Source organism: Vibrio campbellii CAIM 519 = NBRC 15631 = ATCC 25920, assembly GCF_002163755.1.
GTDB classification, from domain to species: Bacteria; Pseudomonadota; Gammaproteobacteria; order Enterobacterales; family Vibrionaceae; genus Vibrio; species Vibrio campbellii.
Window position 1 is genome coordinate 726,366 of sequence record NZ_CP015864.1, and the last position, 25,013, is coordinate 751,378.

Consider the following 25,013-nt stretch of genomic DNA (forward strand, 5'->3'; position numbering starts at 1 on the left):
CTTCGCTTCAATTAAGAATACATTAAGTGTCACGCATGGCATGTTAGTAAGCTCGCATATTGGTAACTTTATGCGTTATTGCCAAGTCACCGGTTGAAAAACAAACTTAATTCTTCATCATTAACATGGAATACATAATCACCAATATACCATTAAAAAATGGTGCACCTCCGTGCTTCCCCCGAGTGGGCACAAATTTGCTTAAGAATGTTTTATGCTGAACAAAGATCATGCTCGCCGTACACGAGCCATTTCGGCAAATATGCGGCTTCTGGAATCGTCCAGCCATACTTATCGTATGCCAATGCAGCAAGACCAGTCAGTTTCAGAGAAACATTTCCTTTTGGCGAATAACGAACATCTTCATTCATGTAGAACTGGTAATGTGCCTCTAACGCATCCCTCAGTGCTTCTTGATAATGTGCCTCATCGCCATCGATAATGGCAACAAACACATTCAAAAATGGAATAAACAAAGAGTGTACATATGGCACTCTGGTTGACTCTAAATATTGCGGTGAGGATTTCTCCATTACCGTTTGCAATAACTCAGGTAACGCTGATGAATTGCTAAATACACCGCTAACGAACTCGACTAGAGCAACATTAAACGGCGTCTTTATAGACACTAACGACTCATCCATGATGGTCATCAGCTCTACGCAGCGCCAATCTCTCGCGGCCATCGCTAAACAGATTTCATCCAACCATGCATCCATTGTTCCTCCGGCAACAGCACGGTTACCTACTTCCGAAAAGTGTCGGTGCCCAACGGAGAATTCAACCACTTGGTCTGAATGATTGGCCAGTAAGTACACGTTATTCAGTAACTCGAGCGCCCTTTTTATATAAGCTAGCGAAGCCTGATGTTGTCCGAATTCGGAGGCCATAAAAAATGCATGAAGTGACTGCCAAGCATCGCCACTCATTCTTTTGAGAGGTTGCTGGTAAAAGGATTGTTCTTCATCAAGCATTTTTTCCCAAAAGCTGTAGAAGCGTTCGTCTTCTTTACGAAAAATGCGCAACTTTCTTTCTTCAGGTATATCTAAATAGTGATTCTTTATAGGTTTCATCAATTCCTAGCCCGTTATAAATCGTTATATTTTGGTACTGCAACAACGCAAAACTTCGAAGTTCAGGTAGAGAATGATGCCGACATCAATTGATAATATCAATGCTTAATCAATTAGTTATAGAGAGAATGCCAAACCCAACCCGACCGAAAATCACTCGCATTATTGTGTTACATTGATGTCTTAATCGTTGATAAATCTTACTGTCAAGGAGAACAAATGCAGATAAAAACCATTAGTAAAGGAATACTGGGCACTGCGTTAGCAGCGACGTTGGGCAACAGCCCTTTGGTACACGCAGAACAGCCGGTCTACGTGCAAGCATCTAAAGGCAGTTTTAATGACGCCGCTATCACTCAGTTATTTACCCAGCATCCAGAACTCAAAGCGCCTGTAGATTTTGCAGGCACACCGACAAATACCTTTAAAATGGCAAACGAACGCGGCGGACTGGCCTTTAGCGCCGTAGAAAACTCAACCATTGATGGGCGTCTAGTACAGGCGACAGTGGAGGCCTTTCAGCAATACAAACCTGTCGATTTGAAAGGTTTTATCACAACACCAATCGAAATGTGTGTGTTAATGAACACCGAAGATGTGAAAACTAAGCATCCAATCACATTAATTGCTTCTCACCCCGCTGCGTTAAAACAAATCAATTTATGGAAAACAAAGCAAACCAAAGCCAAAGAGCTTGCTGTACCTGAAGGCACTGCTGCTGCGGCAAAACAGGTGTCTGAACGTCAACTCCCAGCGGGCAGCGTGGCGATTGGAGCGTGTGTACTTGAATCGACGTATACCAACTTAGCGGTCATAGAAAAAGGAGTACAAGACAATAAAGACAACAAGACATCATTTTTGCTGATGGACATTAGCAAGCGTGAGACGCCGATAACAGAAGCTCAAGCACGCAAAGCCCTGATTGCAGCAATCAAACAGGGAAAAGCGTTGGCTAAGTAAATAAGAAAAGAACCCCGTAGTTAGCTTAGCGAAAAGCCTCCGTCTTGGCCTTTCGCTAATGAAATACGCAACAGCAACTTACTCTGCTTCAGGTTGAATACTTTTGTTGGTCAGCTTTGCGATTAACCCACCTATCTTTCTTCGCATATCACGTCTCTCGACAATCATATCTAATGCGCCATGCTCCAGAAGGAACTCACTTTGTTGGAAACCATCCGGCAGTTTTTCTCGCACGGTTTGCTCGATTACGCGACGCCCTGCAAACCCAATTCTTGCCTCTGGTTCACCGATATTGATATCCCCCAGCATTGCGATGCTTGCCGATACGCCACCAAACGTTTGATCGGTCAACACCGAAATATAGGGCAAGCCCGCACGGGATAAGTGATCCAACGCCGCACTGGTTTTGGCCATTTGCATCAATGCCATCAAAGACTCTTGCATCCTTGCACCGCCACAGGCAGAAAAGCAGACTAAGCCGCGATTTTCTTCGATGGCAATATCGACGGCCTCAACAAACTTTGCACCTACTACCGAGCCCATTGAGCCAGCCATAAAAGAAAACTCAAATGCGCAAGCAACGATGGGTAACCCTAATAGCTCGCCTTTCATCGCAACCAGTGCATCTTTCTCTCCAGTGCTTTTTTGAGCAAGGGCGATACGCTCTTTATAGCGTTTCTTGTCTTTAAAATTGAGCACGTCTTTCGGCTCATACTCGCAGGCAATCTCGCTTTGCTTCTCTTTATCCAAGAAGCTGTCCAATCGATGGCGCGCAGTCATCCGCATGTGATGGTTGCATTTAGGGCACACTTCCAAGTTTTCTTTTAGCGCTATTCGATACAACACTTGTTCACAAGACGGGCACTTAGTCCAAACGCCTTCAGGGATCGATGTTTTACGCGTGTTAATGATGTTGTTTTTATCTAATAACTTTTCTAACCAACTCATAAGAAACCTTTATACAGAAACGACGTTGGTGAGCATTGTATAAACCTGATTTAGGTAATAAAGTGGGTTTTACTGGCTTTATAATCCAACAAAATGGGATTAACTGAGATGCTTGATAAGATAGACCCGCAATGGCTTAAGAGTTTCCACTGTGTTTACGAGAACAACAGCTTTAAACGAGCCGCGGAGTTCTTGTGTTTACCGACATCTAATATCAGCCGTCACATTGCTCTACTCGAAGAGCAACTTGATGTGCGATTATTTGATAGAACCACAAGACGTATTTGCGCTACCGAAGCCGGAGAGCAACTCTACCTTCGCACCCAACCATTGTTCGACAAACTCAATGACGCGCTTGAAGAGGTCACTCAGCACTCGCACGAAGTCATGGGACAACTCAATATTCTGATGCCTGATTCACCAGAACTGGCTAAAGCTGTTGTCTCGTTTTGTACTCAACATCCTTCGATTACATTAAATTGCGAGACGAACCTGAGCCCGAAAGAGGACTTGCTGGACGGGTTTGACGTTATCTTAAGTTTTCATCGAGGGAAGTTAGAAGACAGCAATTGGATTGCCAAAGAAATTAAGCGCTGGCCAAGTGTTGTTGTGGCATCACCTAAACTGCTACAAAACTGCCAAAAGCCGTTTCAGATTACCGATTTAAAACACGTCCCTTGCATCAGCAGCTTTACCGCCTTGAAAGGTACACCGTGGGTTTTCAAAACAGCAGATGGCTCCTTGATAACTCAAAGAGTGGCATCGTCATTTAAGGTCAACAGCGGACAGTTCGCTAAAACGGGGGCGCTGGCTGGACTTGGGTTCGCAATACTGCCCGCTGGCTTTTGCCATCAAGAAATCGATTCTGGTGAGCTAGAAGTGATCGAGCTGGAATACGGGCCAGAAGATTTGGTGCTATATGCCTTCTACGCGTCGCGAAAACATTTAGCGAAGAAGGTACTCGTATTTATCGAACACCTTAGAAAGCAAGCAAATGAATAGCAAGGGTTGATACAATACCAACCTTGTCATTTAAAAATATCGAATAATAAAGATAAGAAAAATAAACGCATCCCAAATATATTAAACAGCCGACACAGTGTGCCGGCTTAGGCTTCTATTTGACAGAAAAGGTTATTTAGAAAAAGGTGTAATTGAGCGACAAATATGCGGTCATGCTGTCTGTTTCTGAAAGAATTGGGCTTTTTTTCAAATCATCTTCAAGGCTCACGTAACGAACGCTACCTGAAATACTGATTTTTTTGGTTAAGAACATATAGCCATTCAAGCCAATGAAGTAATCACCCTCATAGTCCATGGAATATTCATCAAATCGAGTACGACTCGCCTCTTCGCGAGATACGCCGTAAAGATGATTATTTAGATCCGCGCTGTTTATTTGATAACCGATTGAAGGCGTGATACCAAACGCACCCATTCTTATCGGATAGGCCGCTTTGATCTCTCCGTAATGACCATTATGAACTCCACTGATATCGGTTGCGATCGTGCTTTCTAGAAACGCGGTGGTTCCGGGAAAGTTGAATCTCACCCCTGCTCCCCCCATGAAGGATGTCTTACGCTTGTCTAGCTTCTGCATGTCTGCATCACTCGAATCCGAAGGTCGCATAATCCTAGGATCGAAGCCCACTTTCGCAAAGTATTCAATCGGTGCGCCTCGACCATTAAAGCTGTAACTTGCTGTTGTACCCTCAACGCTCACGTGCTTATCTCGATAAACAATCGAAGGTAAAGGTGTAAACTGCGTATCCATTCCAATATATGGAGAAGGAGAATAAAGCGCACCAATACCAAGAGACAAAGAGCTGTCGGCGTTAGAATAAGCGCTAAATAATAATGTCGGTACAAGTAATAAGGTTTTATTCATGTTGAGCTCCAATTTTTAATTGGCCGAGATTCTACGAATAATTAAAACCAACTCAACAAACTTTATATAATTTTATCTAAATTGTTGATTAGTTTTATAAATGCATTTTAGATTGAAAAATGACGTTATTTATCAGAGCCCTCCCTATAAAATTCAGAAATAAATCATAGAAACAGATCCAACAAAACTTGAATAAATACACCAGAGATGAGCGAAATCTCATGCTTGAGTACGGTTATGTACCTATGCTTTTAAAAATAAAAAAGTCCGACATGGTCGTTGCCATATCGGACTTTTTTCCAATGCACTTTGGCTCCTAATGTACTTTTGTAACTAATGTACCTTTCGTTCCCAAAATACCTTTGTTCTCAATGCGCTGCGAAAAGCGCTACAGGATTATTGCCCTGCCGCCAACTGCATTAATAGGCCGCTAATGTAAGCACCGTATGTGCCAAGTGCATAACCTAGCACGGCCATTAGAATACCCACAGGCGCAAGTGCTGGGTGGAATGCCGCCGCAACAACCGGAGCAGATGCCGCACCGCCAACGTTCGCTTGGCTACCTACAGCCATAAAGAACAACGGCGCACGAATGAGTTTCGCAACAGCAATCATCAGTACAGCATGGATGGTTAGCCATACGATGCCGATAAAGAAGTAACCTGGGTTATCGAAGATTGCTGTCACGTCCATTTGCATACCAATGGTCGCAACAAGGATGTAGATAAAGGTTGAACCAATTTTAGATGCACCGCCATGCTCGAGGCTGCGTGTTGATTTAAAACTAGAAGCAATCAGCGCAAACGTCGTTACCAATACGATCAACCAGAAGAAACCTGACGTTAGGCTGTATTTCGACAGTTCTGGGGCATTGGTTGAAATCCACGGCGCAATCATATCGCTGAAGTAATGGGCAAGACCCGTTAAACCAAACGCAATCGCGGCAATTTTAACCAAATCTGTTGTTGTTGTTGGACGATCGTTTTCTTTTTGATACTTAGAAACGGTTTCTTTCAGTTCTTCAATAGATGATGTGTCGGCTTTTAGCCATGCGTCGACTTTATTTTGACGACCAACCATGATTAGCAAGATTGCCATCCAAACGTTGGCACAGATAACGTCCACAGTGATCATCGCAGAGAATAGCTGGTCGTCCACTTCGAATACTTCTTTCATCGCCGCCTGGTTAGCACCGCCGCCAATCCAAGAACCTGCGACTGTGGTTAGACCGCGCCATACATCACCAGACACAAGATCCGGAGATATTTGGTCGATAATAAGAATCGCCAGTGGACCACCGATGATGATACCCGCCGTGCCCGTTAAGAACATGACAACGGCTTTTGGGCCAAGGCCAATGATTTTGCGAAGGTCAGCAGAAATGATCAAAAGCACCAGTGCACTTGGCAACAAGTAACGGCTTGCTACGAAGTACAGCTTAGAATTTGACGCATCAATAATACCGAAACTATTTAGTAGTGACGGAACAAAATAGCAAAGTAAAAGACCAGGAATGATCGAATAGAATTTTTTTAGTGCGCTGTTTTGGCTGCTTTCCGTAATGAAGATACCGCCAAGTATCACCGCTAACATGCCCATGATGACTGCATCATTAGAAATCATTATAGTTCTTCCTTTAATTTGAGCGTGAATCTCTAATTTTTGAGAGGGTGAACCATACAGACAAGGCGCCAATGTTACAACATGTAACAGTAGAAACAATTTGAAATACCCTTACCACATCACAACAATCGCTCTCGCCCCCTTATTTATAAGGCGATTAAGTTATTTTTATTTTACACAAAAAAAATTGCCTCATAACTTTCCATATATGCCTCATGATTAATAGGTAAGCATTAACATTTTTAAACATAACCACCCCAATAGATATGGATAAGTTTTTGTATGGCAAAAGACTAATAACTTTCAGCCAAAGCGGCTCATAACTGAGACGAAAATCTGATCAATGAGCGCCTTCTAACTATCAGTAATATAGCTATTAAAAGGTTAAGAGCATGAACCAAAATCCACGCCAATGCGTAACAAAGAAAGGTCTTAACTAGAGGATTTATGGATGTTTTCTTTTTTCAAAAACAATTCGGTTAAAAAGCTCAAAAAGCGTCACTCAATGCTATGTGAGCAAGCCATGCAGGCACAGCGTCGCGGTGATATTAAAACTTACTCGTTATTAACCGCAGAAGCAGAAGAAGTATTTGAGCAAATCAAAACACTGAACACGCCACAGAACTAATGCCTTGCTAAACAGTTGAAATAACAAAGCCCAGCGAGCACGCAGGCCATGGGGTTTCTCGCCATCGTGAGCCTGCCTATTGCTATAGACCTCTGGTCTCTCTCTTAAAAGTCGCTTACTATGCCTGTTACCTATAACGCTTTGTGAGCCACTCATGAGCAGAAAAAATAATAAAAATCTCAGCATTCTTCTAAAACTCAACACCTTCATTTCGCCTCATAAATGGCGAGTTGCCGCAGCTTTGGTTGCCCTCTTCGCAACAGCAAGTCTAACGCTGTCCGTGGGTTACGGCGTTCGTATGTTGATAGATCAAGGCTTCGCCCAACAATCACAACAAGAACTCACTAACGCGATACAGTTCATCATCGGCGTGACACTGTGTATTGCTGCGGGCACGTTTTTCCGTTTCTATCTGGTTTCCTCGGTCGGCGAGCGCGTGAGTGCGGATATTCGTCTTGCGGTGTTTAACCATGTAATGACACTGCACCCTAGTTACTTTGAGACTAATAGCAGCGGCGACATTATGTCTCGGCTCACCACAGACACAACGCTGTTGCAAAGCATTATCGGGTCCTCATTTTCGATGGCCATGCGCAGCGCAATCATGTGTGTTGGTGCCATCATCATGCTGTTTGCGACTAACTTTAAACTCACTTTGATTGTGCTGGCCTCCGTGCCGTTTGTTTTGGTTCCTATTTTGGTTTTCGGGAGACGAGTACGCGCCCTATCTCGGAAAAGCCAAGACACGATGGCAGATGTAGGCAGCTACGCAGGTGAAGCGATTGAGCATATCAAAACCGTGCAGAGCTTTAGCTCAGAGCAACATGAGCGCGCGGCATTTGCAGTAGAAGTGGAAAAAGCTTATGAAGTTGGCAGACAACGAGTCAAACAACGCGCGATTCTAATTTCCGGCGTTATCGTGATCGTATTCAGTGCTATTGCCGGGATGCTTTGGGTCGGCGGCAGTGACGTTATTCACGGTAAGATGTCGGGCGGCGATCTAGCAGCATTTGTGTTCTATGCCATTATGGTTGCCTCCTCTACAGCGACGATTTCAGAAGTCATGGGCGAGCTGCAAAGGGCTGCAGGTGCTACAGAGAGGTTGATTGAGATTCTGCAAGTGGAAAGTGACATCACGGCACCAACTAACCACATATCGATCACTGATTCTATGCCTGCGGAAGTAACGTTTGATTCAGTGAGCTTCAACTACCCTTCCCGCCCAGACCAACCCGCAGTGAAAGGATTAAACCTAACGGCTGAACGAGGTAAAGTGTTGGCTCTGGTTGGCCCATCAGGTGCCGGTAAAACGACTCTGTTCGAATTACTGCAGCGCTTTTATGACCCGCAACAAGGGCGAGTCTTATTCGGTGGTGAAGACATTCGTCAGTTCGATCCAAACGATCTTCGTGGTCAAATGGCATTGGTGCCGCAACAACCGGCTTTGTTTAGTCACGATGTTTTCCATAATATCCGCTACGGTAATCCGGATGCTACTGACGAGCAGGTCATTGAAGCAGCGAAGAAAGCACATGCTCATGAGTTTATCGAAAAACTACCAGATGGTTACCACAGCTTTTTGGGCGAGCGTGGCGTGAGATTGTCTGGCGGACAAAAACAGCGCATCGCCATTGCTCGTGCCATTTTGAAAGACCCTAAAATCCTATTGCTTGATGAAGCCACCAGCGCACTAGACAGTGAAAGTGAACATCATGTTCAGCGGGCACTTGAGGCTCTGATGAAAGACAGAACGACGCTAATCATTGCCCACCGACTGTCGACTATCCAACATGCGGATAAGATAGCCGTGTTAGATGGTGGAGAGTTGATTGATATCGGTAACCACCAATCGTTGATGCAAAGCTGTGAGTTGTACCAGCGTTTAGTGGCGTTACAGTTTAAGCACTTAGAGTAACCATAACACAAAGCCCGCTATCCTTAGCGGGCTCTGTGTTTCTCTGTCCACAGCTCTACCTAGTCGCGATTTGTAAGCTTAGATAAAAGCTGCGCGATCAACCGACCGATGGCGTCTTAACGCAACGTCTTTTCCATCGATAAGTGCACAATTCCAGCCGATAGAAACTCATCACCAAAAGGCTTAAAACCCAGCTTGGCATAGAAATCAATCGCATGCTTTTGCGCACCAAGATAAACACGCGGGTAACCCTTATTCTCTGCTTCCTGAACCAGAGACAACACAATTTTTGTACCTAAGCCCTGACCTCGGAAATCGCTAAGGATGGCGATACGTCCAATGTGGCCGTCAGTTAAAATTCGTCCGGTGCCTACGGGTTTACCATTACACAGAATCAATGAATGCATTGCCACATTATCGAGTCCATCGAATTCAATTTCCGGGGAGATAGCCTGCTCGTTGATAAAAACACGTTCACGAATGGAACGAATATGTTGTTCATTTTCACCTTCAAAAGTGACGTTTACTACTTCAATCATCATTTACCTTTTTATTGTAATAACGCGGGGAATGCTGACATGAAAGCAGCTTGTAGCTCTCCGCTTGCCGCCACTATACATAGCCTTTAGGTATTTTATAAGTGCCTAAAAACACAATTTTTGTTGAGTACGTTTGAGCCAGTGTCGCAATGAATGAAACACCCAAAGACTTGGGGGAATTCAAGGTATTTACGTCGCTGTAGTTGGTTTTAGAAAACAACTTAAAACACTACCCCCCAGTATAAGTTCGGTGCTACATTACGTCTCATACCTATCTTCCGCGAATTACATTGAGAACTTTTGCCATGTCACACACAGCCAAAGATAAGAAAAAGCTCACGGCTCGAGTCAGTAAGATACAAGGCCAAGTAAATGGTCTAAAAAAAATGCTGGATGAAGAGCAAGAATGTCAGGACGTATTACAACAGATTGCCGCAATCCGAGGTGCTGTAAATGGCTTAATGAAAGAGGTCATTAAAGGCCACTTACATGAGCACCTCGTTCTAGAAGAGGATAAAGATCAGCGCGAGGCTGATATGAACGTTGTGATGAAGGTAATCGACTCCTACGTCAAGTAGTTGCCTGGTCTTATTCGGCTTTCATTTGAGATAGACGCTTTTGTAAATCCTTCTTGAGCGAGTTGATGGCATAAGGCTTCATCGACTTCCACGCCTTACACTCTTCTCGCGTTCTTCCGCATCCAGCGCACCACCCTTTACGGTGTGAAAAATCGCACAAATCCACACAAGGACTTTTTTGTTTTTTCATTTAGAGCCTATCTAACACTTTATCGATACTTGCTTCGAGAGCGCGCAGTCGGTTGAATTCTTCGAACAAACGTTGTTCTAGATTTTTGAAATTCAGTGGCATAGTTCGTTGACAGATACCATAGCTGTTATCTAGCGTTTTATACCCCTTCCAGCTCGAAATGCGATTGCCCTCTAGCTGTTTAAATTGACGAATAAATTCTGCCTGTGATGGACAATCTTCTTCTGCGTGCATGCAAACTGGAAATGCTTTTTGTTTGATCTGCGGCCCCTCGATAAAAGTCTCGAAATGAACGCCACCTTGGTTTTCGTTGAACCAGTTTTGTTTGTATAACTGGAGGTATTCTCCGCGGTTATAAATTTCCCAACCGTCTTCAAACCAGTTAGCTTTTTCCAGCATTTTTTCTAGGTTACGAAAAACACCCTTAACATCTTTCATGTTGTCACTCTCCCCCCATGAGTTGCGATTTGAAAACTATACTCCCCCCAAGTATAAAATACTACCCCCTAGTATATGTGGAAATTGCACTGGAGGGACGGGAGACGGTGCAACCATGATCTCTTTACTCAAAATGCTTACCCTATTTGTTTAACCCAAACCACATTTTCGCTATCCGTTGGAGTCTCAAACCAAGACCAAAATAGGTCCAGCATTTCTGGTGTCATATGATAAGACTTACTGTTTAGGTCTGCGTTACGCAGAGAGGCTCTTTGCTTACATGTATCAAAAGGTACGTCGAGATAATGTACTTCACTCTCAACACCAACGTCTGATGCCCATTTGATAAAGCTTTCTCTATCTGACTTACGCCAGAAACCGAAATCAAAAATAACAGGGACTCCGAGAGAAAACAGTTGTTGCGCTGATTCTTTGAAGAGGCATTGCAGTGTCGCCAATCGTTTATCGAAGACTTCACGCTCCATGTGTTCGCCATACAAAGGAATCATCCATTCATCGATAGAGAAACGAAAAGCACCATGCTTTTCTGCAAGGGCTTTAGAATACGTTGTTTTACCAGAACCAATAAAGCCACATACGAAATAGATTTGGGCCATACATTCCCCTTAATGAACCAAAAAACACCATTCGATACCAATTTAACGCAAAACTAAACAGTTGCTTTATACAAAGTTTTCTAGCGTATTATCTTCTTTAAGTAAGTTAATCAACGGTAGAAACAGTGGCTCTGGTAAATCATCTAGCCGACACCATTTCCATTGCTTACATTTATCCGGCTCAGTGACTTGTGGTTCGCCACTGACACTCGATGCAACGACAAACAAGGTGACGTAGTGCTTACCTTCTTTCTCAAAAATATCATTCGTAAAGGTGAACTTTTCAATTGAATCAACGATTAGGCCGGTTTCTTCAAGCACTTCTCGCTTCGCACAATCTTCTATACTTTCACCGAGTTCAAGGTGCCCGCCGGGTGTAGCCCAAGTATTCGCACCATGAGATCCAATTCTCTCACCGAGTAATATAGCCCCATCACGACGGATGATGGTCGCCACTCCAACTCTTACTTGTTTATTCATGTATCGTCCATTTCAAACCGCTACGTCCACTTTATTAGCTTGTCGAGCTTAGCATTTTAATTCGTTTATTATTGCGCTACCGTTTTAGCGTTAGGCTCTGGCTTGGACCATTTTATGATCGCTCTTAAATTCATCGAGAAGAAAATAACGTTAGCGATGATCATAGCGACACTGCCCGTCAAATAGCCAACGGCCACCCAACTTGTATTGCCGCACATCATCAATATGAATCCAATTTTGTTTTTATTACCGATCTGCCAAATCGCGAGAAAAGTGAGCACCATAGCGACCCAATCGATGCCATAGTATTGAAAGTATTGCATTTTATATTTACTCTTTCATGGTATTAGAAACGATATAGATCACATCAGGCCTAGGAATCATATTGATACCAAGGCAAGTGACGGCAAACAGTAAAATTGAGCTCAGATCCATTTTTCTCCATGAGGCATCATACAACATGTGTTATTTATCGGGGCTATATTGCCGATCAACTTTAATAAATTCAATCTATACATACAAAATATAAACCATTAATATCAGATACTTAAATAACAATAAGCACATTAAGAGACATCTTTTTTGTTCGAGAAAAATAGCTGAAAAACATTGAAGTCACGCTTGCAGCATTGAAATATTATGTTACATTCATACTCAGCTTGATCACAACCAAGCGCCGGGAAAAGCCGACCTTGCGTAACACTCCTCTCCATTACGCAACATCCCACCAACAAAACCTAACTCATACTCAATGCCCGTTTTGCGGAGCATGTATTTCTTATTATTAGAATAATCACAGTGGATTAACTATGTTTTTCATATCTCATGAGGGAAAGTGGTTTCGATTTTTAATGGTGTTTATCTTCCTTGGTGCCGCAATGGAGACGGATATCTATTTACCAACATTTCCAGATATACTCAGCGATTTCAACACCAATGCTGTTATGGTTCAGCGCATTTTGAGCTACAACTTTATTGGTATCTGTCTCGGCTCTTTATTATACGGTCCTCTATCCGATCATTTTGGCCGCAGAAAGGTGTTAATGTTTGGTTTTAGCATTTTTCTTACCGCAAGCATTGGCTGTATCTTTTCGACAAGTATTGAACAGCTGCTGGCATTTCGACTATTGCAAGGCTTCGGAAGCTCAGCATGTGTGATAGTGGGTACGGCAATGATCTTCGATTTATTCGAGGAAGAATCAGCAGCAAAACTCATTTCAGACTTAAACACATTGGTGGTTAGTCTCATGGCTTTTGCTCCACTCATTGGTGGATGGATCAGCTTACATATGGGCTATAAAGCAAACTTCGTTTTTATCGCAGTTCTCGTGCTTATTTCCGCACTCAAATGTTTCCTGTTCTTGCCAGAATCTCTCGCTGTGAACAAAAGAAAGAAACTAGCACCAAAGCGTATTCTCAGTGATTATAAGACGGTCTTATCTTCCACTGAGTTTTGGTACAACACATTAGTCACCAGTTTGATCCTTGGTGCCTACATGATTTATGTGTCAAATATGTCCTTGCTGTATATCGATAAGTTGGGGGTTAGCCCAAAGCAGTTCCCGTTTTACCAAATGGCGACACTCGGCACATTTGTCTTGGTAAGTTTGAACAACTCACGCTTGATAGATAAGTTCGGTGTTGAAAAGCTTAAAGCAACTGGCCTTGGACTGATATTCGCTAATACCCTGATATTTTTCATATCACCGTCGAATTTACTGGATTCACCAGTATTCTTAACGGCAACCATGTGTTTGTTTTCGATTGGTGCTGGATTATCGATAGGTTTGTTTTTTGCAAAGTCAATGCAGGTATTTCCAGAACTCACGGGCATTGCGGCATCTCTAGTGACAGCGATAAGACTGTTTATAGTATCTGCCGCTATCGATATTGGCAGTAATGCTTACAAGGGAACATCGCAGTCAGTCGTCCAAATCATGACGCTTGTCGTTATCGTTTTGGCTACCCTTTGGCTGGCGAATTATGTACGCATGAAAACAACGTCAGGTTTATCAGACGTCAACTAATCACTCATAAATAAAATAAGGAGAGCATGTCAACGCTCTCCTTTTTACTGTAGGGTACTTTTAGATTCTTAATGATCTACTTGGAACGATGTTGGGAATAAACTCGCTCTAGTTTATCCAAAAACGTATGGAGCTTAAAATATGACGCGGTTATCAGTACACTCTTGACCTGATAATCGGGCTCTCATACAGACAATCACATAAAACAAAGGCGAGCTAAACCGCTCGTCTTTGTTATGTTGAATTTGGCAACCCAGATTAATCTTGTGGGTTTTCTTTCGCGTTGATCTCTGCGTATGTGTGCAGAAGCTCTGTCAGAGTTTTCACCCAAGCGAAGACATCTGTTGGTGTGTTTTCTAGTAGCTTTTCTACTTGTTCACAATGGGTTTCCAGTGTGATTGCTTCTTCAAGACGGAATGAAATTGCGTAGAAGTGCCAAAGGACTAGACGCGTCATTCGCTCGCTGTTTTGCTTCGCGTTATCCGATTCATCAAACGCTTGTTGAATTTCACTTAGCGCGATTGCTGTCATACGTAACATCGCATCTAGGCGCGCCGACAACATGCGGTCTTCACTGTCTACTTCTTCCTGATCAAAGGTAAACAGCTCGTTCATCACGTCTTCTGGTACCATTTTGCCGATCATGCGCGCACTAAACTCTTCCAGTTCATGGCGTGGCATAGTCACTAGACAATCGAATGTGTAATCACGAAGCATAAAATCACTCTACATTAGTTATCACTTTTAGGGTGCGCATTCTAAAGACTGTGGCTTCAATTACCAGCGTTTATTATCTTTGATGAAAAAACAAACGCAGATAACAGAGGTTAATCGGAAGATTTGCTCTTCTGAAAATACTGGAAAACTTTCCAAACAAGGAATCCCGCAATGCCAACAATTAATGCTGAACGAAGCAGAATAGGTGCATCGTGTTCTAGCTGGCTAGCATGAGGGACAATACTTGCAAATAAACGACTGGTAAAAAGCAGCCCCATCACCAACATAATAACTTTGTTCATACGATCTACCCATTCCAATACAAGCACAGCAAACAACGATCAATCTACTTGCCAACAAGGGCAAACCTGCCCTGAGTGAACGTAAAAGAATGCGCGTCTTGAGGTTAGCCGTCAATGCGTGGACGAGTAAGCTAATATTGCAAATGTGAGGGTGCGCTGAGCGATTTTGGCTACATAACTCTTAAGTGCCGCAACTTAACTACCAAAAAAACTCATCTCGCCGTTCTTCGAGCCACAAGTCATAGCTTTTCATCACTTTGGAGAACTGAGAGCTCTGAATATAACCGTTCAACCACGCTTTTAAGTTCGGGTAAGAAATCACGAATACAGGCACACTTCCCTTCGGTGGAGCTTCTAACATCTCCAATGGTTTGTCATCGAGCTAAATGGAACGCATTAAGATGCGTTGCTGGGCTTTGAACAATGCAAATCGAGCTCGAATCGCGTGGGGCAATTGTGCAATGAGTAAAGGATCGGCACAGAACCATTGTTGTTCTTGAGCGCCATCTTTAAACGTCCTTCTTAATACTATCCCGCCTTTAGAGTAGCAAAACTTCCCAGCCCTATTCCATATAGAGCCCCAAAATCTTCGTTTGAAACCCTTCAAACTTCAAAAAGAGGAAATAGCTCTGCGGAAACTTCACCGCGTTTTGTGCTCATTGCTGTGCTTAAAATAGTAACGAAACCAATGCCGTCCCCCCAATAACACGTGAGTGAGAACGACATGAATAGCGATGCGAAACAACTACTTGAACATTTGTGCAACCAATACGACAAACTGTCACAGGACCTAGAATCTCGCCCTTTCCCTGAGTTCTCAGAGACCATTTCTCACCCATTAGGGAACTGCTTCGTTCATTGCTCAGTAGGCAGCCAACGCTTTTCGATTGTTTCAGTTAACTTCGCTTCCAAGATCAGAGGACAAGGTGTTTTTACATCGTTTCTTAGTTACGTTAGAGATCACCCGTACGAGTATCAAGGCGTTGAAGTTGCTATCATTGAAAACCGACATCTGGCTAAGCGGTTACTGTCGCGGGGATGGGAATATAAATCTCTGTTTAGCCGGCTCTTTTTTTCACACAAACCGACTCTGATTAAAGACTTTCAATACACGTCGTGACTTGTGGTGTCGTTCGGTTAATCGCCTTTCAACATCTCGATAAAAGCTTGCCTTGATTGCTGAGAGCTGTCGCGATGTGTCGTGTATTCTACATGCGTACCTTTATCGGCTGTCTCTGATAATTCAATCCCCCACAAAGCGTTGATCTCATTTGGTACGATAGAGTAACGCACGTCAATGACTCGCAATCCCTTGTTTGGGTCTCTGGCGATGAATCCATCAGAAAACCAACGAAATCGTTCAATGTCTTTGGCTTGCTGCGATGCAGGATCCAACCATGGAAAATCTGCAGCCACATTCAACTTGGCAATGGACTCTCCGGTATACGTTTTTATTGACCTCCCTGCTCTTATGGCATCAACGTGGTAATGGTGTTCGGTTTCGTAGATGACTTTCCAAACCAAGGTATTTGCGAACGTGGGTTTGGCTTCTAATCGTTGGGGTGTATGCCGCCTTGCTTCAGCTAACGCCCAACCTGCCTCTTCTGCTCGGTCTCTTTGATACATGCCAAATGTAAGATAAACAAGCACCCAAACTACAGCAATACGCGGATACCAAGGGTTACGCTTCATCAGGCCAAGTATCAAAGTGAACAAGATTGGTAAGGTAAAAAGAGGGTCAATCACGGAAACCGTACTCCAAGAATAACGGGTATCTGTGAACGGCCATAAGAGCTGGGTTCCGTAGCTGGTACATGCGTCCAATAAGCCATGTGTAGCGTAACCTAATCCGCAATACCACCAGCTTTGTTTTAAGGATAATCCACCTTTTTTAGCAATGAGTGGATGTAATATCAGGGTACAGATAAAGCTTCCAATAGGGATAAAGAAAAGTGAATGTGTGAACTGTCGGTGAAATTCCAAAAACAGCAATGGATCATTGGTTGATCGGATCAATATGTCCAAGTCTGGCGCCATGCCTGCAAGTAAGCCAAGTGCTCCAGCAACCACTAAATGCTGCTTTTTACTCGCTGATAGGGCCAAGGATGCCCCAACTAATCCTTGAGTTAATGGATCCAAGGTTTGTTCACTCTGCTGTGCTTAAAAACAAGAACTCTTTGCCCCATAAAATCTCCGTATTTAAATAAAAGGACTGGTCTTAATCCATCACGCCGAAAGCAATTGAAAAATAACGCGTTAGTTTTAGTGTAGATGGATTAGGTTTGTTCGCGAGTTTGTCTTAAATACTACTCAGAGGTAGGGTTTGACGTTTCAACTTATGTCAGTTTCTCTATGAGTCTTCTATTCAGGTATAATCCCGTATCCAATATTTGGAGTATAAACGTCCACACCACTGAACCTGTACCATTGTCGAGGCATCTCTTGCAGCTAACCAGCTTTAAATACAAAACGCGTAAAGGCCCTGATTATCGTCACGGCGACCAAGTGTCGTTCATCGACATTAAAGAGACGTTTGGCATCGGCGGTATTCGTATTGGTAAGTGGGTGAACAAGGAAGAAAAAGATCTCGCCGCGAACTTGATCTTCGATTCTTTAGCAGACTTGGCGTTTATATTGGCACTGCCTCCTAATGCTATTGGTCTTCGTGGCAACCTGAATCTTGCTTTCGGAACTGGGGGACGAAAAGGCGTTCAAGCGCATTACGCCCCGAATCAGCGCGAGTTGGCATTAGCGAAAAACGCAGGAGCCGGAGCACTGGCCCATGAGTTTTGGCACGCATTTGACCATTACATTGCTGAAAAGGCGTTTGATATTGGCGACCGTTCCGGCCCTCAGCGTAAGACGATTTTCGCCAGCGATTGTTGGCTTCAAAATGCCGATCATTTCCCCCACCTATTGAACGAGCGCTTACTCAAGATTTTCGATGCGACCTTGCTTAACGCAGATGGTCAAGACAAACACGACTACGTGTCTCGAAGTGTGCGGGCAGACCAAGCAATGGGATCGAGCTACTTCTCACAGCCTACTGAGATGATGGCAAGAGCCTTTGAGGCCGTCGTAGAGTCATGCTCTGGCATAGAGAACGCTTATCTAGTTTCGGGCACAACCAAGCCAGACACCTTGCCCCTCTATCCCGATATAGCGCATAGACATGTCATTAATGACGCACTGCAAGCGTACTTTCGCCCTTTGGGAGATGCCCTAAGCCGTTGATACGTGAATAGCGACTATTCATCATTATCTCGCGCAGTTTGAGCATAAACCTTTCACATCAATCTTAAAAAGGTTTATACATAACACTCTATTATTCAAGCTACTGAATATTTCATGACGTCAAAAGAAATTCTAAAAATTCGTAATGTCCGCTGTTTCCTTATGTTCCGAACCAGCTATTTTGCGCGCTTCTATTATCCCGTATTTACCCTGCTCTATTTGGACTACGGGTTAACACTTTCTCAGTTTGCCATGCTCAATGTCGTGTGGGCGGCGACCATTGTTTTAGCTGAAGTACCGTCTGGCGCTTTCGCTGATACGCTAGGTCGTAAAAGGCTGGTGGTTTTATCATCGCTCGTCATGTTCATCGAAATCGCAATGATCGCCTTTGTCCCAACTGGGAACCCCACTTTTGTTTTCATTGTGTTTTTGATTAACCGAGTATTGAGCGGCTTAGCGATGGCGTTGGCAAGCGGCGCCGATGAAGCATTGGCGTACGATACGTTAAAAGAACAAGGCAAAGAGGAGCTGTGGCCACGTGTGTTGCAGATTCAACTTCGTCTTTCGTCAAGCGTTGGTATTGTTGTCACACTATTGGGGGCAGCCATGTACGACGTTAACTTTATGGCATCGGTGTATCATTTCCTTGGACTGGCAGAGCCAGAAACGACCCAAGACATCATGCGCATCCCTGTTTACGCGACATTGCTTGTTGCGTTGATCGCCATCTACGCGGCGATGGGCATGAGAGAAGCAAAAAGGGTTATTCCTAGCAACGAGAATAAATTAGCTTCGACCATAGCAAGTATGAAACTGACGCTCAACACAGCGAAATGGGTACTGTCTACGCCTTACGTACTGTTTATCTTGCTTTATTACAGTTTGTTCGAACACACTTCGCGTATGTTTTTAACCATGAACAGTCAGTACTATCGCGCTATTGACATTCCAATTATTTACTTCGGTTTTATCGGGGCTGGCATTAGCTTATTGCAGATCATCTTGGCTGGTCAAAGCCGCCGATTGGCGGAAAGCATGGGGCCGAAGACGTTCATCTTAGTCATGGGGATTGCCACAATGGCAACTTACTATTGGATTAGTATGGGCTGGTCAATTTATGGGGTAATTCCTGCGCTGATTCTGATCTTTATTATCATGACGATGAACATCTTCATCAGCTACCACCTGAACAAAAAGACCGAGTCACATAACCGAGCAACGGTATTGAGCTTCAAAGGTTTGATGTTCAACCTAGGCTACGGGTTGATCGGTATGCTCTATGCCTACTACTACAAGTTGCTATCGCAAAACTACACCGAGGAACAGATAGAACAACACATTGATTTTATCGCGTCCCTGTCTTCGTTCTTCTATTACTTTACGTTTTTATTTGTCGCAATCAGCGTCTTTTTCTATATCAAAGACAAAAAGCAGGCGATCTTTTAGATCGCCTGTTGGTAGGAAGGTTCAAACTACCACGTTCTATCTAAGTCTTTTGCATACAGGGAGATCGCACTCTGATACGCTTTAATGGCTTCACTGTTCGTGGTTGAAACCAGTAACTCTAGCAAGAACGACGTCGCTTCTTTATGACGACCGAGGTTGTAGAAACACATCGCGTAAAACGGCTGAACTTATACCGCATTAGGGTATTCGTTGATGGTTTGCTCGAAGTAACTTAGTGCTTCTTGGTACTCTCCAAGACTACGGTAAGTACTCGCGAGACCAAATAAAGCATCGAACCTTTCATCAGCAGAAAGTACCCCTTCAAGAGACGCCGTATAGTGCTTAATGGCTTCTTATTCTTTACCTTCATTATCTTAAGACCATGCACTATGCAGGTGAGCTTTCGCCACGTCATTCTCGTCACCTAATAGCGTTGTGAGCAACGCTCTAGATTCTTGGTAGTTGAACGCTTTGCATAGCTCAATGGCCTGCTGGATGACTGATTCCATCATTTTCTTCCTTTGAAATTGCACCTATTTATATCTGTAGCGATTCGCTCCACGTCATGGGTCGCATTAAAATTTGAACCCCAGCTTTTGATAAATCTGGATGGATAGTTTGATGTCTTTTACGGTTAACAGTACTTGATTTAGATTCATGGAAATTCCTTTTCCTAGTTCTTACTTAAAGATTTTTGGTTCGTGTTCTAAAAGTACTCGAAGGTAAGACCTCAAGTTAACCTGAGGTCAAGAGGGAATTTCACGCTTTGTTGAAGACTCAAGATAAATGAGAATTAAAAGTCACAACACTATTAGATCATACTTCCGCTCGGACACCCCTGGGACAAAACACTTCCGTAGCTCGTCGTCGGAGTAAATAACATGACTAAATCTGCTGGCAAGAACACAACATCAGTAACCAAAGACAGAGGTATATCCACAAATGAAATAGGATACAAAGCATATGACACTGCAGAGCCATCCAAGAAGCATGGCTGGCGCGCAACTGACAACGCCGTACCGGAGAATGGTTTACCGTAACCACCTCTAGCATGTGCATCCATAGATGAACATCCCACCATCAAAGAAGCCATTGCTATAAAGGTTAGCACTTGTAGTTTTTTAAGAAGATTGTTTTTCATGTTCGATAGGTTCCAACTGATTGATATTGAAATACATTATTGTTCGGCGACATTAACGCCTTATGTATTTATAAAACAACCTATCTAGTTAATTTAATGGGTATTAAATCAATTTTCGTGACGAATGCATTATTTCTTTTGATCAAGGTATTTATGTTTGCCACCCCTCGTGTAAGCCAACATAAAGACGTGTCCCAAAGCTCAACTTGAGGAAATAATAAAGATGTTTAGCGGGGCGTTATAGCAAGTTAATACCAAACTGTTTAGCTATCAAATTGGTTATAGCAAAACAAACGACAGACACGATGCAACTGATAAGTAAAGTGATCCAAAAAGAATACTTACTGAGTAGGTAAGGGAAAAGAAGAAACATTGGCAGTGTTGGCACAACAAACCAAAAAGTATAAAACGCATGATTAGACAGTTTTTCCGTTCCCTGCCCTTCGATATACATCCAAACCAAAGCCAATATTGTCACGGTAGGCAATGCGGCAACCAATGCGCCTAATCTATCGCTTCGCTTTGCGACTTCAGATATTAGTACAACAATAGCAGCGGTTGTCAGGTACTTGGTTACAATCCATAGCATGTCAATCCTCCTGATCGATGATGCACTCGTCCATAATCACTCAATCCCACACGCAGTTAATTACTGGTCATGTGTGAGCTATCAAATCCACTATTTGCTCTGGCGTCATTGCCCAGTCTAGCGCTGACACATTAACCTTTATGAGTGCGTGATTAACGCCCTCGTCATGCCAAGTAGTCGTACAAACTACACCGGATACGTACCTGATTTACAAGGCGATAAAGCCATATTTGTGAGTGCGACACTAAATCACAATGACTAGCTATGTTTCTGGTTTAGCCGAAACTCAATTATACGCAATTTTCAAAATACGAAAAATTACTATAAATATCACAGTCTTAATATAATGAGAAAAAAGATAAATTTTTATAAAGGCAAAGTTTGACCTTTTTTCCGTAGCTTTCAGTGCAATTCTTTTCTCTTTTTTTGAACAGTATATATCGTAGCAGTAACTTTCATGAAAACTTGAAAAGTACAAAGATGACAACTGGTGAGCGTTGGTCATCAATCTGTAGCTATTAAACCAGGAAATACGTGATGCAACATAAAACATACAAACTTTTTGCCCTAGCAGCACTTTCAGCAGCGGCAGCTTTCAATGTAAATGCAGCAATGAATTACGAACCATTTGTTGGCATTGATGTCGGCACAAACTTAACAGGTCAAGTTAGATCAAAAATTAATGGTCCAGGCGTAGACACACAAGAACACGTCGATCTAAAAACTTCAACGGTATTTGGCCTTAAAGGTGGTGTAACTCTCAATCAAGCACATCAATTTAGTATCGGTTACGACTATCGCGAATTAGGCGTGAAGAATGGTTACGGTGAAAATGCTGACGTTAACACATTTTACACACAATACGACTACCTTGTGCCTATTACTCAGAAACTTGCTTGGACAGTTGGTGGTAAGTTTGGTTACGAAACACACAGCGGCTTTGAAGATGCTAACGAGCTAAATGGTGTCGTTCTGGGCGCACAAACTGGTCTAAACTACCGATTTAATGATTGGAGCATTGGCACTGAAGTGAGCTACCTTACCCACTTTGCTGAAAGCGAAAGTTTAGCTGACGGCGGCAGAATTACATCGTCATACAAGATTGGGAACGAAACATTCCTTACAGCGAACGTGAAATACCACTTCTAAAACGACCTTAGTTGAGTTCTTCTCCCGGGAAACCGGGAGAATTTTTACTTTTACGAATTCACCTACCAATCTCGGCTCAGCATCAAGTAATGTCGACCTCGTGTTATCACATCGATGTTTTCATCGTGATAGATAAGCTGGCTCTTCGACTTACCAGATAAAAACATAGAACTATAGTATCCGGCTTGGTATCCATCCAATACTTTTGTAGTTTGAATTGCTTGAGTTGTGTAGATAAACTCAAAATTACCGTTAAAAGCTTTAGTAATTTTTCCAGATAGGGCAAAGAGTGCAACGCCCTCTAAGCCATCTCCTTCAAGAGATATTGTCGATTCTAACGTCTTGTCATCCAAATCAACTTCAATACGCTCTTTCCACACTCCATCTTTTATTGTGTAATTTTGCACGGTGGTGGTATATCTTCCACTTAAAAGAAAATTCTTGTTACTCACAAACACTGAAGCGCCGAAAAAAACGATTGAAAAAAAGCAAAAAATTACCCAAGGTCTCAAGCTGCGTATCATTCAAGTTCCTCTATCAGCATAGGTATTGTGTTGATTTCAAACGAGTGATTTTCACTACGTTGATGTTCGTTTTCATAAATAGATAGAGTATAAAAGCTTTTAGTTTTTGCAATAAAATAGAAGCAATCACATTTAGAGCGTTGAATGAAAGAAAGAATCTCAGGAGGGATCTCTATATCTATATGTTTGAGGACTTGGTGACCGTGTAACTCAATAATCTCATAATCATCATGGATATAGGAAAAGAAGTGCGTATTGGTCACTCTAGAAAAGTTGAAGAATGACAGTACCACCAATACTAACGAGATAGTCACTAGTAAGGTTTTAATTACGTTAAGCGAATTAAATAGACTTCGTACAGTGGGAGAGGCCTCATTACAGGATCGGCAATAGAGCATATACCCAACGCCGGAAATTGTGCGAAGCTCAACATGTTCAGAGATGGCAATGGCAAGCCTTAGCTTTTGTACCGATTTTTGAAGTGAGGAATCCGTTACGATAGTATCCGGCCACCCTGCTTGTTTAAGGGCTTCTTTATCAATAACCTCATTTGCACTGTCCATAAAGGCTTTGAGTAAAAGACATTCGTTGTAATTCAATGAGCGTTCAAGGCGGCCTGTGCTAACGCTCATCTTTTCGATGTCGAATATCAAATCGTCACAAGTGTACTGTTTTCTCACTTTTACTTTGCCTATGAACGTTTTAGTTAAAAGGCCCACAATTATAGTTGATATACAAAGCCACTATCAACCCTTGACGTAAACGCGGTTTCTACCGGTATGCTTAGCTTTGTATAGCGCTTCGTCTGCCTCTGCTAAGGCGATCCTTACATCATCAGCAGAATAAAATGCGCAATGCCGATACTCACCCTTACTCGCGCAAACTTGTTCGATGGGTAATCATATAACCAGTATTGCCAATAAAAAGACTTAGACGGCAATAAAAAAGATGGCAAGAGAAACCGTCTTTTAGCTAGCCTTTGATAGAGCTCAGTCTTTAGGTTGTTCTAACTCTTTTTTAGGCGGGTCGTATTATCTAATTCTGCTGCCACATCTTGAGTTTCGGCGTCTACCCACTGCATAAATACCTGATAAACTGTCGCTAAAAGTGCAGCACCAATAAACATGCCCAAAATACCGCCAGACATCAGGCCGAAAACTAAGAGCGATCTATCTGCTCCGCACCCGCGATGGTTTTAGATATCAACGACTCAAAAAGCTCTAACTGGCCTGCGGGTATCAACTGGTTTTGAATTTCGCGTCGCTTATCTGAATCAAACAGACGCTCTGCTAACCAACCGATGAGGTACATGAGTGATAAGCAACCACCTGCTGTTGCAATATTGCCTTCTACAACGAGAGGAATATCTTGAACGTCCCCTCCCATACTTTCCAATGCTGGTTTCGCATCTGGGTTTGTTGTGAACTGTTTACCATCAAGTAAACCCAATTCATGCAAGATAAAAGAGCCGGCGCAAATCGAGCCAATCAGTTGCTTTTCAGGGGTAAGCTTCATTGCCGACATAAACTCTCTATCTTGGAGTGCTGCTGGGATCCCTTTCTTACCGCTTGATATTAGTACCACGTCTTGTGCTACAACTTCAGAGATATGACCATCCGTTTTTACCGCCATACCTAGGTGAGAAATATGTTCTGGCTTGGTTCCTAACACTTTGACGGTCCAACTGTCTTGGGTTCTTCCCAACAGGTCATACATCAAGAAAAAGTCCACGTCAGTGAAATCATCAAACAACACAATGCCAACGGTATACATAAGCCAACTAACCTAACCAATTATTAAACATTGCGAAGAGTGTAACGATAAGCTAAGCAAGTCGCGAGTTGTTCAATAGAAATAATGGTCATACATTCGCACGTACTTAATAAGCCCTTACTAATTAGCGTATTTTTGACATTCAGAGTAGACGCAACATCAGTTGTATTGATATCAACTTAGGATAATTGCGCGGTCAATCACATCGAAAAAATCATTGAAATCAATCGATTT

28 protein-coding genes and 3 pseudogenes are annotated in these 25,013 nt (G+C 42.9%); 10 read left to right on the forward strand and 21 right to left on the reverse strand.

Going from position 1 to position 25,013, the window contains the following annotated elements:
- Window positions 1–212: 212 nt before the first annotated feature.
- Complete coding sequence (locus A8140_RS19150) at window positions 213–1,073, reverse strand: immunity 49 family protein (protein ID WP_005533221.1); 861 nt, start codon at window positions 1,071–1,073, stop codon at window positions 213–215.
- A gap of 219 nt (window positions 1,074–1,292) precedes the next feature.
- On the opposite strand from A8140_RS19150, the gene A8140_RS19155 reads away from it, so the two are divergent.
- Entirely contained in the window at window positions 1,293–2,033 is a 741-nt protein-coding gene (locus A8140_RS19155; protein ID WP_005533219.1) for a prephenate dehydratase domain-containing protein, read from the forward strand.
- Between the two features lie 78 nt (window positions 2,034–2,111).
- On the opposite strand, the gene accD is transcribed toward A8140_RS19155, so the two are convergent.
- Window positions 2,112–2,981 (reverse strand): acetyl-CoA carboxylase, carboxyltransferase subunit beta, encoded by an 870-nt coding sequence (accD, locus tag A8140_RS19160; protein WP_005533218.1) that lies wholly within the window; start codon window positions 2,979–2,981, stop codon window positions 2,112–2,114.
- A 108-nt stretch (window positions 2,982–3,089) separates the two neighbouring features.
- On the opposite strand from accD, the gene A8140_RS19165 reads away from it, so the two are divergent.
- A complete protein-coding gene (locus A8140_RS19165; RefSeq protein ID WP_005533216.1) occupies window positions 3,090–3,983 on the forward strand; it encodes a LysR family transcriptional regulator in 894 nt (297 codons plus the stop codon).
- Between the two features lie 136 nt (window positions 3,984–4,119).
- On the opposite strand, the gene A8140_RS19170 is transcribed toward A8140_RS19165, so the two are convergent.
- Window positions 4,120–4,869, reverse strand: coding sequence for a MipA/OmpV family protein (locus tag A8140_RS19170; RefSeq protein ID WP_005533214.1), 750 nt, complete (start codon window positions 4,867–4,869; stop codon window positions 4,120–4,122).
- 396 nt (window positions 4,870–5,265) lie between these two features.
- A complete protein-coding gene (locus tag A8140_RS19175) occupies window positions 5,266–6,492 on the reverse strand; it encodes a DUF819 family protein (RefSeq protein WP_005533211.1) in 1,227 nt (408 codons plus the stop codon).
- Window positions 6,493–6,943: 451 nt separating this feature from the next.
- Here A8140_RS19175 and A8140_RS25240 point away from each other — a divergent pair, with 451 nt between their 5' ends.
- Window positions 6,944–7,120 carry a DUF6435 family protein gene (locus A8140_RS25240; protein ID WP_005533209.1) on the forward strand — a complete coding sequence of 59 codons (177 nt, stop codon included), beginning with the start codon at window positions 6,944–6,946 and terminating at the stop codon, window positions 7,118–7,120.
- Between the two features lie 154 nt (window positions 7,121–7,274).
- The gene (locus A8140_RS19180; RefSeq protein WP_005533207.1) at window positions 7,275–9,035 is read left to right on the forward strand and encodes an ABC transporter ATP-binding protein/permease; all 1,761 of its coding nucleotides are present in this window, start codon (window positions 7,275–7,277) and stop codon (window positions 9,033–9,035) included.
- Between the two features lie 116 nt (window positions 9,036–9,151).
- Here the strand turns inward: A8140_RS19180 and A8140_RS19185 are convergent, their stop codons facing one another.
- Window positions 9,152–9,574: a GNAT family N-acetyltransferase gene (locus A8140_RS19185; protein WP_033000282.1), complete on the reverse strand. Its 423-nt coding sequence runs from the start codon at window positions 9,572–9,574 to the stop codon at window positions 9,152–9,154.
- A gap of 305 nt (window positions 9,575–9,879) precedes the next feature.
- On the opposite strand from A8140_RS19185, the gene rcnR reads away from it, so the two are divergent.
- Complete coding sequence (gene rcnR, locus A8140_RS19190) at window positions 9,880–10,152, forward strand: Ni(II)/Co(II)-binding transcriptional repressor RcnR (RefSeq protein ID WP_005533203.1); 273 nt, start codon at window positions 9,880–9,882, stop codon at window positions 10,150–10,152.
- A gap of 10 nt (window positions 10,153–10,162) precedes the next feature.
- Here rcnR and A8140_RS19195 read toward each other — a convergent pair whose 3' ends face one another.
- From A8140_RS19195 to A8140_RS19220, 6 genes and pseudogenes are all read right to left on the reverse strand, one after another.
- Window positions 10,163–10,342, reverse strand: a complete 180-nt coding sequence (locus A8140_RS19195) for a DUF1289 domain-containing protein (protein WP_005533202.1) — start codon at window positions 10,340–10,342, stop codon at window positions 10,163–10,165.
- Window positions 10,343–10,780 carry a hypothetical protein gene (locus A8140_RS19200; RefSeq protein ID WP_005533200.1) on the reverse strand — a complete coding sequence of 146 codons (438 nt, stop codon included), beginning with the start codon at window positions 10,778–10,780 and terminating at the stop codon, window positions 10,343–10,345. It abuts the gene before it with no gap.
- A gap of 137 nt (window positions 10,781–10,917) precedes the next feature.
- On the reverse strand, window positions 10,918–11,397 hold the full coding sequence (locus A8140_RS19205) for a P-loop nucleotide/nucleoside kinase family protein (protein WP_005533198.1): 480 nt from the start codon (window positions 11,395–11,397) through the stop codon (window positions 10,918–10,920).
- A gap of 66 nt (window positions 11,398–11,463) precedes the next feature.
- The gene (locus tag A8140_RS19210; protein ID WP_005533196.1) at window positions 11,464–11,877 is read right to left on the reverse strand and encodes a nucleotide triphosphate diphosphatase NUDT15; all 414 of its coding nucleotides are present in this window, start codon (window positions 11,875–11,877) and stop codon (window positions 11,464–11,466) included.
- 68 nt (window positions 11,878–11,945) lie between these two features.
- Entirely contained in the window at window positions 11,946–12,200 is a 255-nt protein-coding gene (locus tag A8140_RS19215; RefSeq protein ID WP_005533194.1) for a hypothetical protein, read from the reverse strand.
- 13 nt (window positions 12,201–12,213) lie between these two features.
- A pseudogene (locus A8140_RS19220) lies at window positions 12,214–12,312 on the reverse strand (threonine efflux protein); the annotation flags it as partial.
- Window positions 12,313–12,686: 374 nt separating this feature from the next.
- On the opposite strand from A8140_RS19220, the gene A8140_RS19225 reads away from it, so the two are divergent.
- Complete coding sequence (locus A8140_RS19225) at window positions 12,687–13,904, forward strand: multidrug effflux MFS transporter (RefSeq protein WP_033000279.1); 1,218 nt, start codon at window positions 12,687–12,689, stop codon at window positions 13,902–13,904.
- 258 nt (window positions 13,905–14,162) lie between these two features.
- Here A8140_RS19225 and A8140_RS19230 read toward each other — a convergent pair whose 3' ends face one another.
- Window positions 14,163–14,621: a hypothetical protein gene (locus A8140_RS19230; RefSeq protein WP_005431386.1), complete on the reverse strand. Its 459-nt coding sequence runs from the start codon at window positions 14,619–14,621 to the stop codon at window positions 14,163–14,165.
- A gap of 110 nt (window positions 14,622–14,731) precedes the next feature.
- Window positions 14,732–14,923, reverse strand: coding sequence for a hypothetical protein (locus A8140_RS19235; RefSeq protein ID WP_033000277.1), 192 nt, complete (start codon window positions 14,921–14,923; stop codon window positions 14,732–14,734).
- Between the two features lie 724 nt (window positions 14,924–15,647).
- Between A8140_RS19235 and A8140_RS25715 the strand changes: the two genes are divergently transcribed.
- Window positions 15,648–16,043 carry a hypothetical protein gene (locus tag A8140_RS25715; protein WP_080619539.1) on the forward strand — a complete coding sequence of 132 codons (396 nt, stop codon included), beginning with the start codon at window positions 15,648–15,650 and terminating at the stop codon, window positions 16,041–16,043.
- 17 nt (window positions 16,044–16,060) lie between these two features.
- Here the strand turns inward: A8140_RS25715 and A8140_RS19250 are convergent, their stop codons facing one another.
- Window positions 16,061–17,062 (reverse strand): metal-dependent hydrolase, encoded by a 1,002-nt coding sequence (locus tag A8140_RS19250; protein WP_033000274.1) that lies wholly within the window; start codon window positions 17,060–17,062, stop codon window positions 16,061–16,063.
- 303 nt (window positions 17,063–17,365) lie between these two features.
- Between A8140_RS19250 and A8140_RS19255 the strand changes: the two genes are divergently transcribed.
- Window positions 17,366–18,157 carry a CLCA_X family protein gene (locus A8140_RS19255; RefSeq protein ID WP_005533182.1) on the forward strand — a complete coding sequence of 264 codons (792 nt, stop codon included), beginning with the start codon at window positions 17,366–17,368 and terminating at the stop codon, window positions 18,155–18,157.
- Between the two features lie 114 nt (window positions 18,158–18,271).
- Window positions 18,272–19,603: an MFS transporter gene (locus tag A8140_RS19260; RefSeq protein ID WP_005533179.1), complete on the forward strand. Its 1,332-nt coding sequence runs from the start codon at window positions 18,272–18,274 to the stop codon at window positions 19,601–19,603.
- A 26-nt stretch (window positions 19,604–19,629) separates the two neighbouring features.
- On the opposite strand, the pseudogene A8140_RS19265 reads toward A8140_RS19260, so the two are convergent.
- The 3 genes and pseudogenes from A8140_RS19265 to A8140_RS19280 form a co-directional block, all read right to left on the reverse strand.
- Window positions 19,630–20,112, reverse strand: a pseudogene (locus A8140_RS19265) (tetratricopeptide repeat protein).
- A gap of 302 nt (window positions 20,113–20,414) precedes the next feature.
- Complete coding sequence (locus A8140_RS19275) at window positions 20,415–20,744, reverse strand: YceK/YidQ family lipoprotein (RefSeq protein WP_080619538.1); 330 nt, start codon at window positions 20,742–20,744, stop codon at window positions 20,415–20,417.
- A gap of 238 nt (window positions 20,745–20,982) precedes the next feature.
- Complete coding sequence (locus A8140_RS19280) at window positions 20,983–21,333, reverse strand: DUF3147 family protein (RefSeq protein ID WP_005533176.1); 351 nt, start codon at window positions 21,331–21,333, stop codon at window positions 20,983–20,985.
- Window positions 21,334–21,870: 537 nt separating this feature from the next.
- On the opposite strand from A8140_RS19280, the gene A8140_RS19285 reads away from it, so the two are divergent.
- On the forward strand, window positions 21,871–22,482 hold the full coding sequence (locus A8140_RS19285; RefSeq protein ID WP_005533174.1) for an outer membrane beta-barrel protein: 612 nt from the start codon (window positions 21,871–21,873) through the stop codon (window positions 22,480–22,482).
- 62 nt (window positions 22,483–22,544) lie between these two features.
- Here A8140_RS19285 and A8140_RS19290 read toward each other — a convergent pair whose 3' ends face one another.
- From A8140_RS19290 to A8140_RS19300, 4 genes and pseudogenes are all read right to left on the reverse strand, one after another.
- A complete protein-coding gene (locus tag A8140_RS19290) occupies window positions 22,545–23,006 on the reverse strand; it encodes a hypothetical protein (RefSeq protein ID WP_005533172.1) in 462 nt (153 codons plus the stop codon).
- The gene (locus tag A8140_RS19295; RefSeq protein WP_005533169.1) at window positions 23,003–23,686 is read right to left on the reverse strand and encodes a winged helix-turn-helix domain-containing protein; all 684 of its coding nucleotides are present in this window, start codon (window positions 23,684–23,686) and stop codon (window positions 23,003–23,005) included. Before A8140_RS19295 ends, A8140_RS19290 begins: the two co-directional genes overlap by 4 nt.
- Before the next feature lie 309 nt (window positions 23,687–23,995).
- Window positions 23,996–24,165, reverse strand: a pseudogene (locus tag A8140_RS25920) (AI-2E family transporter); the annotation flags it as partial.
- Window positions 24,165–24,779 carry a DJ-1/PfpI family protein gene (locus A8140_RS19300; RefSeq protein WP_005533166.1) on the reverse strand — a complete coding sequence of 205 codons (615 nt, stop codon included), beginning with the start codon at window positions 24,777–24,779 and terminating at the stop codon, window positions 24,165–24,167. The pseudogene A8140_RS25920 and the gene A8140_RS19300, both read right to left, overlap by 1 nt.
- Window positions 24,780–25,013: the final 234 nt, after the last annotated feature.